The sequence below is a fragment of the Bacillus sp. CHD6a genome (assembly GCF_001293645.1).
GTDB lineage: Bacteria > Bacillota > Bacilli > Bacillales > Bacillaceae_I > Sutcliffiella_A.
In genome coordinates this window covers 1-10,467 of record NZ_LBMD01000046.1, presented here as the reverse complement: position 1 = coordinate 10,467, position 10,467 = coordinate 1, and the positions used below count along the sequence as shown (strand labels likewise).

The window sequence follows — 10,467 nt, the reverse complement described above, 5'->3', positions numbered from 1 at the left end:
GAGAGTTCGGGCTTAGAGAACGCTTCTATACGACCGTTTTTGCTTATTTGCAGCCTGCTCGGGTGTTAGTTTCCACTAATTCCCTCCTATTGGACAGTTCTCACTAATTTCCCCGTTATCGGGCCTAGAGATCACTCCTAAAATGACCGTTCTTATTAATTAGCTGCCTGTTCAAGCGTAGTTGTTCCACTATTTCCCCTTATTAGACAGGACCCTCTTTCACCCAAAACCAAAAGGCCAATGCCCCATTAACAGGGACATTGGCCTCGAAAGAAATCATCTTTTATTCATATTGTTCTTGAAATGGACTTGCAGGAATTGCCTCAGAGAAAAACTCTGCAAGATCTTCTGCTTGTTCTTGAGATTCAATTCGGAATACATGTTGAAGGTGGTTAAGGTCGGTAATGTCTTTAGGGTCGAGGAGGGTAGAACGGCCGGTTTGCATACAGATGACAAGGGGCTTACCAAAAAACATATTCGTGTACACGATACCAAAATCATATCTAACATCTTTAGTCGTAAAGCCAACAAAGCGAACAGGAACATTCTCATTGTTATCATAAAGCTTGTCAAATAAGTTCATAAGGTACCTCCTTTTTATTTTTTGGTTATTCAGAACTTAATTATAACTTAAGAAATGCCTGATTTGCAAGAATTTTCACTTAGTTATTGTCAGCACTTTTCTGATAATGCTAGAATAGAAATGATGGAAATGTCAGATTAGGAGTGAAAGAGATGGCCAGCAGCGCTTACATTAATTTAGTTCCCAATTCAAAAGAGAAAACACTTACTGTTGAAGATGTAAAAGAGTTATTAAATTATTATATAGAAATCACCTCCAAGACTGGAAAACAATTAGGATGGGAATACAGCCAGGCAGCTTTTCCATACGAGTTAAAAGAAAAGCCTGAAGGAAAAGGTCAGTGGTTTTATTTAAAAGGAACAGAGGACCGGTACAAGATGATCCTTATTGGTGTGGGTACACAGATAGCCACATCTGAGGAGACCACGCCTTTGTCCTACATACAGGTTACTTTACATGATCAGAGTACGCATGGAGATAAAGCAAAGGCAAATGAACTTTGTAAGTTTCTTGCAAAAAAGCTAGAAGCTGAGCTAAAATTATTTACCGGCAGTATCATGTACTATTATAAGCGTTAAATAAAAAATCCCGCTCTCCAACTATAGCGGGATTTTTTATTCATTCAGTTTCTGTACTTGCATCATTAGTCCCTATCAAGTCTGGGTCAACAATTTCGAAGCCCTTGCCTTGAAGCCCTTTTACAATATCGCTTAACGCATCTTTAGTCCATTCACGGTCATGCATTAACAGATTTGCCCCACTGTTCAGAAATTCCGTGTTAACCATAATATCTGCCAATGCCTCAGCTTCCATGTAATCTGATTCCCAATCATAGCCATACGTCCAATTCATAGGAATCATTCCTTCTTGCTTAACCAAATCTATCGCATAATCTGTATTAGTGCCAAATGGAGCTCGGAAGAAACGTGGACGTTCACCAGTAATTTCTTCTATTCGATCGCTAAGCATAACTATTTCTTCGTACTGCTCTTCTTCCGTTAGCTGTCTTAAAGATTTATGAGTCATTGTGTGATTTCCAATTGGAAACCCCATCTCATGTATGCTCTTTAATACTTGCTGTTCTTCTTCCGTTTCAAGAAAATGACCATTAACAAAGAAAATAGCTTTTGCTCCTAATTCTTTAAGAATTGTAGCCATTTCTAATGCATACCTATCGGGAGCATCATCTATCGTTAAAAGAACTACTTCAGAGCTTGCAGCATCCAAAGGTTCTATTGCAGAAGTGATGGGATTTACTACATATTGGAATTCTTGAGGCTGATTTTCTTGAACTTCGTCTTCTTTTCCTGAGTTTTGTTCTCCTTCTTCCTCATCGGAGCTCACTGTTTCTTCTTCTGGTTCTTTTATTGGATCTTCAGTTTTTGACACAGGAGCATCTTTTTCTTTTTCTTCCTCTTCCACTACAGAATCATTTTCTTCCGTTTGAGCATCTATTGCTGAGGAATCTTGCTCACTTTCGACTTGTCCATTTTGCCCGCAAGCTACAAGGAGGAGCAATAATGATGCTGATAGTATCCATTTTTTCATATTCTTTCCTCCATACGTAAGTTTCACCTTTAATCATACTAGCATTTACTATATGAAGGCAATGTTTTTCCAGATTTTTAAACGATAGAAGACAATTCATCCTCCAAAAACAAAATAGTAAAATAGACTCTGAAAAGTAAAATAAAATATAAAACTTATAGCAGTTGTGATTGCGGCATGCTTCTTTTTATGAATGATTGACATGGCTAGGGTATAACATAGATAGATAAATATACCTAATAGAATTATTTTGGCCTGCATTTTATCCCTGACCGAAAACCATTCTATGATACTATATGTCCCCCAGAAAATATTTTGTATTAAAAACACCACATAATTTTTCATAAAAGCAGCTCCTTACTGCATATTTCTATTTATGTAACCGATTTTGTATGATTGGAAACCTTAATAATTAATATGCCAGAAAGGAGCTATCTATTTTTCAATTATGTAACATTTAGATGACAAGGCCTGATTACTTATAATTTAATGGTAGAATAGCACCAAATAGCAGAACAAAACGAACTGTTTTTTTATATACGTTGTTAATAGAAAGTGAGGATTGCCATGATTAGAGGCGCTGTTATCTTTTTCACTTTGTCTTTTTTCATTTTATCTTCCTGTCAAGAAAATCAATCGATAACTCACATTCAATTCCCTGATGATTCTCGCACGCTCGTATTTTTTACAGACGAATCTAATTTACAGGATGAGAGTACATATTATGATGCGATCATTGATTTGAAAAATTCATTTCCAGATGAAGTGGCTAATTTAAAAGTAGTCCATTCTGAAGATGAAAAAATTCTATATAAGCAGTTCAATGTGAAGGAGACGCCTTCTTTAATTGTCGTTCATGACAATGAAGTAGTTACGCATATAGAAGGTTCTAAACCTAAGAAAGATATCGTCGTTTCCATTGAACAGGCGTTAAATCAAGCAGGGAATTCTACCTATTAGCTGGTAGAATTCCTTTTTTTATTAACACCGCTGTTTGATTTAGGCACTAGGCTTCGCTTTCCTGTCTCCCCGGAAAAAGCGCCCTCGGGGTCTCCCCTACACTCTCCCTCAGGAGTCTTCCACTATTGCTTCAATCAACAGCTAGATTGCCGAAAAACTGTATCCTTTAACAGAGGCCTTGTAAAAAAACGAAGAGCCTCCACATATATTGGAGGCTCTTCGCCGAAGTATTACTTAACAATATGAATCGGGCTTCCCATTGCCACTTCCGCAGCTTCCATTGTGATTTCTCCCAATGTTGGATGCGCGTGGATCGTCATAGCGATATCTTCAGCTGTCATACCAGCTTCGATAGCAAGACCAAGTTCAGCGATCATGTCGGATGCACTAGAACCGGCAATTTGAGCACCGATGATTAATCCATCTTCTTTTCGTGTTACAAGCTTTAAGAATCCGTCTGTAGCGTTCAATGCTAATGCACGGCCATTTGCAGCAAATGGGAACTTAGCAGCTGTTACTTCCAATCCTTCTTCTTTTGCTTGAGCTTCTGTGTAACCTACAGATGCAAGTTCTGGCTCAGAAAATACTACTGCAGGAATACCTAAGTAGTCAATTTCAGCAGGCTCACCAGCAATTGCTTCTGCAGCGATCTTACCTTCGTAAGAAGCTTTATGTGCAAGTGGTGGTCCATCCACGATGTCACCAATAGCATAGATGTTAGAAACGCTAGTGCGGCACTGCTTGTCAATTTTGACTACGCCACGGTCTGTCATTTCTACGCCAACTTGCTCAAGTCCAAGTTCATCTGTGTTTGGACGGCGGCCAACAGTAACTAATACATAATCAGCGTCGATTGTTTGTTCTTCGCCTTTTACTTCAATCGTTACTTTAACGCCATCTTCCGTTTCTTCTACACCTTTAGCCATTGCTTTTGTGAAGATTTCTACGTTTCCTTTTTTCTTCAGGTTACGCTTAACAAGTGAGCTCATTTGCTTTTCGAAACCAGCTAAGATCTCATCTGCAGCTTCCACAATAACAACTTCTGTTCCAAAGTTAGCATATGCCGTACCTAGCTCCGTACCAATGTAACCTCCACCGATAACAACTAGTTTCTTTGGAATATCTTTAAGTGCCAATGCACCAGTAGAATCAAGAACACGCTTGGAATACTTGAAAGTCGGTATTTCGATTGGGCGGGAACCTGTCGCAATGATACAGTTATTGAACTTGTATGTTTGCGCAGAGTTATCGTCCATGATACGAACTGTGTTACCGTCTACGAAGTACGCTTCCCCAGAAACGATGTCTACTTTATTCCCCTTAAGTAGACCTTCCACTCCGCCAGTCAATTTCTTTACTACTCCAGCTTTCCATTCTTGAACTTTAGAGAAATCAACTGTTACGTTCTCAGCTTTAATTCCCATGTCTTCAGAATGTTGAGCTGTTTCAAAACGGTGACCTGCAGAAATTAACGCTTTAGAAGGGATACATCCAACGTTCAGACATACGCCACCAAGTGTGTTCTTTTCTACGATTGTTACCTTTTGTCCCAGTTGAGCCGCGCGGATTGCAGCAACATATCCGCCAGGGCCCGAACCGATGACAAGCGTATCTACATCAATTGCGAAATCTCCTACTACCATTTATTAACCCTCCATTAACAATAATTGTGGATCGTTCAATAGACGCTTGATATGGTTAAGCGCATTTTGAGCAGTAGCGCCATCAATCATACGATGGTCAAAGCTTAGTGATAACGCAAGAACTGGAGCCACTACAATTTCTCCGTCTTTCACTACAGGTTTTTCTGCGATACGGCCGATACCTAGAATCGCAACCTCTGGATGATTAATAACCGGTGTGAACCATTGTCCACCAGCTGATCCGATGTTTGTGATTGTGCAAGAAGCACCTTTCATTTCATCAGAAGCCAATTTACCGTCACGTGCTTTTCCAGCAAGTTCGTTGATCTCATTGGAAATGGAGAAGATAGACTTTCTGTCTGCATCTTTCACAACAGGAACTAACAAGCCTTTTTCTGTATCAGCAGCGATACCGATATTGTAATAGTGCTTGTGAACAATCTCATCTGTTGCATCATCAAGAGATGTGTTAAGTACAGGATACTCACGTAACGCAGATGTAAGTGCTTTAACTACGTATGGTAAGAATGTTAACTTAATACCTTTGTCTGCTGCAACTGATTTGAATTTCTTACGGTGTGCAACAAGCTCTGTCACATCAATCTCGTCCATCAATGTTACGTGAGGTGCAGTATGCTTGGAGTTAACCATCGCTTTTGCAATTGCACGACGCATACCACTCATTTTCTCACGAGTCTCTGGGTATTGACCAGCAGGAATTGCTTGTTTTTCTTGTTTTGTTTCTGTTTTTGTTTCTTCTTTAGCTGCAGGAGCTGCTTCAGCAGTAGTTTGTTCTGCTTTAGCGCTGCCTCCGGTTAAGAATGCATCAATATCGCTCTTAAGAACGCGGCCGTTGTCGCCTGATCCAGCCACTTGACGGATCTCAACGCCTTTTTCACGAGCATATTTACGTACGGAAGGCATTGCGATAACGCGTCTGTTTGGATCAACTTCCACTTGCTCTTGTGTGCCAGCGCCTGTTTCAGCTTTTGGCTCTTCTTTTGGAGCTTCTTCTTTTTTAACATCTTGACCAGCTTCAGCTGTTGCTTGAACTTGTCCTTCTGTTTTTTCTTCCGCTTTTGCATCGTCGCTTCCGTGGTCGTCACCTTTAAATTTAAGGTCTTCATAACCTGGTGCGTCTAGTGTGATGATGGTTTGTCCTACAGTACAGACAGTTCCTTCTTCCACTTTCAATTCCGTAACTTTCCCTTTAACAGGAGATGGAATTTCTACGACTGCTTTATCGTTTTGTACTTCACAAAGTACGTCATCTTCTTCGATTTCGTCACCTGGTTTTACGAACCATTTTACGATTTCACCTTCATGGATACCTTCACCGATATCTGGCAGTTTAAATTCGAATGCCACAGTATTCAACCTCCTATAATAGATAGCTTTTTAAGGAATCTGTTTACGTCTCTAGATTTCTGTTCCAAGTGTTCGCTTCACACCTTGCACTACAATCTACAGAGAGATTAGTAAAACGAGATAGCCTTCTTCTGCTTACTTTTGGATAAAATGGAGAGCCCACTCTTGGCTAGGCGAAGAATGGACTTCCTTATGGTAGTTCTAATGGAGAACTATTTATATTAGAAGTTCAGAACTTTTTTCGCTGTTTCTAGAACATCTTTATGATTTGGCAACCATACGCTCTCTGCTTGAGAGAATGGGAATACCGTATCAGGTGCAGCAACACGTAATACCGGTGCTTCTAGGCTAAGAATCGCACGGTCGTTGATTTCTGCTACGATGTTTGCGCCGATACCAGCTTGTTTTTGTGCTTCTTGTACAACAATCGCACGGCCTGTTTTTTCAACAGATGCAATGATTGTTTCAATATCCAATGGGCTGATTGTACGTAAGTCGATTACTTCAGCAGATACACCGTCTTTTTCAAGTTGGTCAGCTGCTTTTAAGCACTCATGTACCATTGCTCCGTAAGTAACCATTGTGATGTCAGAACCTTCACGTTTAACGTCTGCTTTTCCAAGCTCAATTGTGTACTCTTCTTCAGGTACCTCTTGACGGAAAGAACGGTATAATTTCATGTGCTCCAAGAAGATAACTGGGTCGTTATCACGGATTGCAGAAATTAAAAGACCTTTCGCATCATAAGGTGTTGCAGGGATAACTACTTTAAGACCTGGTTGTTGAGCTACAAGTCCTTCAAGGCTATCTGCATGAAGTTCTGGAGTATGTACTCCTCCACCAAATGGGGAACGAATTGTTACAGGAGCGTTCCAACGCCCACCAGTACGGTAACGCATACGAGCAAGTTGTCCACTAACAGAGTCCATTACTTCGTATACGAAACCAAAGAATTGGATTTCCATAACAGGACGGAAGCCGGTTACACCGAAGCCGACAGCAAGTCCACCGATTCCTGATTCTGCAAGTGGTGTATCAAACACGCGGTCTTCTCCGAACTCAGCTTGAAGGCCTTCAGTAGCACGGAAAACCCCACCGTTTTGACCAACGTCTTCACCGAAAAGTAAGACGTTTTCGTCATTTTTCAATTCTGTGCGTAACGCATCAGTGATCGCTTGAATCATTGTCATTTGCGCCATGGCTTACTTCGACTCCTTCTCTTTGTAGATTTCATTTTGCTCTTTTAGGTTATTAGGAAGCTCTTCGTACATGAAAGAGATTAAGTCTGTAACTTTTTGTTTAGGTTGATCATCTGCTTTCTTGATAGCAACCTTGATATCTTCTTTCGCTTCTTCGATAACTTTGTTCTCTTCGTCTTCGCTCCAGATTCCTTTGTTTTCTAGGAATTTGCGGAAACGCACTAGAGGATCTTTCTTTTCCCACTCATCGTCAAGTTCAGAAGTACGGTAACGAGTTGGGTCATCTCCAGCCATTGTATGTGGACCATAACGGTAAGTTAATGTCTCAATTAAAGTAGGACCTTCGCCATTCACCGCGCGCTCACGAGCATCACGAGTCGCAGCGTAAACTGCCAATGCGTCCATTCCGTCTACCTGAATACCAGGAATTCCAGCTGCTACTGCTTTTTGAGCAATTGTACCTGCAGCGGATTGCTTTTCAACAGGTGTTGAAATGGCAAAACGGTTGTTTTGGACAACAAAGATTGCCGGTGCTTGGTAAGCCCCAGCGAAGTTAATACCCTCGTAGAAATCACCTTGAGAAGCTCCGCCGTCTCCTGTGTATGTAATTGCTACTGTCTTTTTCCCTTTTTTCTTAAGTCCAAGTGCAACACCTGCAGTTTGGATAATTTGGGCACCAATGATGATTTGAGGTGGCAATAAATTAACACCCTCTGGCATCTGATTACCGTGGAAGTGACCACGAGAGAATAGGAATGCTTGATATAAAGGAAGACCATGCCAGATCATCTGAGGCACATCACGGTATCCTGGTAAAATGAAATCGTCTGCTTCCAATGCAAACTGAGAAGCCAATTGGGAAGCTTCCTGACCTGCTGTTGGAGCGTAGAAACCTAAGCGTCCTTGTCTGTTTAAGCTGATGGAACGTTGATCTAGTACGCGAGTATATACCATACGGCGCATTAATTCTTTTAATTGGTCATCACTTAGTTCAGGCATTGCAGCTTCATTTACTACTTCGCCTTCTTCATTTAAGATTTGGAACGTTTGGAATTGTTCTTCCACTTTTGCTTTCTGCTGCTTTGGATCAAATTTAGCATTTTTAGTTTTTGCAGCCATCTACGTCACCTCTTCCTTTCTATTAAGAGAACTATTTAATACATGATTACATACAAAATTAGGTTACCCAAAAATGGGTTTTAAAAGACATTTTTCTGTTTGTGATGCAAAAACGTACCTTTCCTCTTTTAATGTCTTCAGCAATATGCATGACTGACACAAAAATTTATACTGTATTAATCTTTCCGAAGAAAATATTAATACAACTTTTCACCAAGGTCAAGTTTACAACACACTCCTTAATCCCGTCAATCTCTTTGCTTATATTGACTTTTTAAACCAAAAAAAGTAAAAAGTATATTCTGAATACCAAACTGTACTAATACAACTTTCAATCCTGTATCACAATACACAACAGGACAACTTCATGTTATGTTGTAATAATAAAAAAACACTATCTATTCCATTCCCGATATGACTCAATCTTAATCATATAGCCGACATTGATTATTTCAAAATAAGAAAAATACTTTTACAACAGAAAAAAACACGTTGAGCCTAGCCCCAACGTGTCAGTAACGCTTAATTATCATAGGTGACATTAAGTCCCGCTTTTTTATAAAAATCCAACTTTGCTTTATTATATTGGTCGGTATAATCATTAAAAGACTTGTTAGCTGCATTAATTTTCTCATACTTTTCGTTTAGATCATTTATTTGTACTTGGAGTTGCTCCAATGTTAAATCCTCTGTTTGGAAAAGCTCGTACATTTCTCTTTCAACTTCCATGGACTTCATATAATGATCTGATAAAGTCATGTAGGCTTCATAACGTTGTTCCATTAATTGGTATAACGACTGAGCCTCTTTTTTAAGTTCTTCATCTTCTAGTGTTTCTATGGATGTTTTTACTTCCTCAAATTGTTCACGTGCAGCCGCTATGCTCTTTTTTTCATTTTCCATGGCAGCTTCCTTTTGTTCCACCAAAGCAAGCCCTTCTTGAGAAAGTTTAACTATCTGATCAAACTCTTTCATCCCAAGTGTAAGAATTTCTTCATAAATAGCAGATTCTTTTTTTTCTAGTTCCAATAATGGTTCTTGTTGTTCTTCAAAGCTCGCTTCGAGTTCTACTACTTCCTCTAAAGTCTGAAATATCTCCTGCTCCGGTGACTCTCCATTCACACATCCTGTCAGTAGTAGGGAAAAAGTCAGAGTACCAGTATATAAAGTCCTTTTCCAAAAACGCAATTTAAATCCCCCTAACATATCTTCTCTTTAACTATAAATTTTATTGCTAATTTTTACAATATTAAATTCAAACGTTAAGCATAAAATTAAATAAAGATAACGAATTGTTTCAAGTAGCTTCTTGCTTTTGTTAATATATAATTTGATACTTTGTTGCTACCATATATACGATGGAATGGAGTATAGTATAACTATAAAAGATAGGAGTGAAACCATGATTACAGCGAAAGACATCATAAAGGAAGGACATCCAACATTACGCGCCGTAGCTAGTGACGTATCCCTTCCCCCATCTCAGGAAGATTCCACTATTCTACATAAAATGATGGAATACCTTCAAAACAGTCAAAATCCAGAAATGTCTCAACAATATAATTTACGTCCTGGGGTCGGATTGGCGGCTCCCCAAATCAATATACAAAAAAAGATGATTGCCGTTCATATCAGAGATGAAGGCGGAACATTACATAGCTATGCATTATTTAATCCAAGGATTGTTAGCCATTCTATCGAAAAGAGTTACTTAACGTCAGGGGAAGGTTGCCTCTCTGTAGATAGAGACGTACCGGGACTTGTACCGAGATACGCACGTGTAACGGTTAAAGCTACCAACCTCCAAGGCGAAGAACTGAAACTCCGCTTAAAAGGATTAGTGGCAATCGTATTTCAACATGAAATAGATCATTTGAACGGTGTTATGTTCTATGATCATATAAACCAAGAGAACCCTTTCCAACCTCCAGATGGAGCCATACCTGTGGAAAGATGATTGTTTTTAGAAAAGAAAAACGTAAGTAGTTTGGTAAACCACCACTGTGGATTTCCGCAAATGGCTTCGCTTTCCTAGGGGCTAACGTGA

10 protein-coding genes are annotated in these 10,467 nt (G+C 39.6%); 3 read left to right on the top strand and 7 right to left on the bottom strand.

Annotation, left to right across the window (positions count from 1 at the left end; all coding sequences use genetic code 11):
* Positions 1-283: 283 nt before the first annotated feature.
* The gene (locus AAV98_RS19570; protein ID WP_060667197.1) at positions 284-583 is read right to left on the bottom strand and encodes a DUF3055 domain-containing protein; all 300 of its coding nucleotides are present in this window, start codon (positions 581-583) and stop codon (positions 284-286) included.
* Positions 584-735: 152 nt separating this feature from the next.
* On the opposite strand from AAV98_RS19570, the gene AAV98_RS19565 reads away from it, so the two are divergent.
* Positions 736-1,161, top strand: coding sequence for a DUF1885 family protein (locus AAV98_RS19565; protein WP_060667196.1), 426 nt, complete (start codon positions 736-738; stop codon positions 1,159-1,161).
* A 40-nt stretch (positions 1,162-1,201) separates the two neighbouring features.
* Here AAV98_RS19565 and AAV98_RS19560 read toward each other — a convergent pair whose 3' ends face one another.
* Positions 1,202-2,131: a polysaccharide deacetylase family protein gene (locus AAV98_RS19560; RefSeq protein ID WP_060667195.1), complete on the bottom strand. Its 930-nt coding sequence runs from the start codon at positions 2,129-2,131 to the stop codon at positions 1,202-1,204.
* Between the two features lie 567 nt (positions 2,132-2,698).
* On the opposite strand from AAV98_RS19560, the gene AAV98_RS19550 reads away from it, so the two are divergent.
* Entirely contained in the window at positions 2,699-3,091 is a 393-nt protein-coding gene (locus AAV98_RS19550) for a hypothetical protein (RefSeq protein WP_060667193.1), read from the top strand.
* A gap of 230 nt (positions 3,092-3,321) precedes the next feature.
* Here AAV98_RS19550 and lpdA read toward each other — a convergent pair whose 3' ends face one another.
* From lpdA to AAV98_RS19525, 5 genes are all read right to left on the bottom strand, one after another.
* Positions 3,322-4,734: a dihydrolipoyl dehydrogenase gene (gene lpdA / locus AAV98_RS19545; protein WP_060667192.1), complete on the bottom strand. Its 1,413-nt coding sequence runs from the start codon at positions 4,732-4,734 to the stop codon at positions 3,322-3,324.
* Positions 4,735-4,737: 3 nt separating this feature from the next.
* Complete coding sequence (locus AAV98_RS19540; RefSeq protein ID WP_060667191.1) at positions 4,738-6,102, bottom strand: dihydrolipoamide acetyltransferase family protein; 1,365 nt, start codon at positions 6,100-6,102, stop codon at positions 4,738-4,740.
* A gap of 221 nt (positions 6,103-6,323) precedes the next feature.
* A complete protein-coding gene (locus tag AAV98_RS19535; RefSeq protein ID WP_060667190.1) occupies positions 6,324-7,301 on the bottom strand; it encodes an alpha-ketoacid dehydrogenase subunit beta in 978 nt (325 codons plus the stop codon).
* Positions 7,302-7,304: 3 nt separating this feature from the next.
* Positions 7,305-8,420: a pyruvate dehydrogenase (acetyl-transferring) E1 component subunit alpha gene (pdhA, locus tag AAV98_RS19530; RefSeq protein WP_060667189.1), complete on the bottom strand. Its 1,116-nt coding sequence runs from the start codon at positions 8,418-8,420 to the stop codon at positions 7,305-7,307.
* Between the two features lie 522 nt (positions 8,421-8,942).
* On the bottom strand, positions 8,943-9,608 hold the full coding sequence (locus AAV98_RS19525) for a YkyA family protein (RefSeq protein ID WP_060667188.1): 666 nt from the start codon (positions 9,606-9,608) through the stop codon (positions 8,943-8,945).
* 214 nt (positions 9,609-9,822) lie between these two features.
* Between AAV98_RS19525 and def the strand changes: the two genes are divergently transcribed.
* Entirely contained in the window at positions 9,823-10,377 is a 555-nt protein-coding gene (def, locus tag AAV98_RS19520) for a peptide deformylase (RefSeq protein WP_060667187.1), read from the top strand.
* Positions 10,378-10,467: the final 90 nt, after the last annotated feature.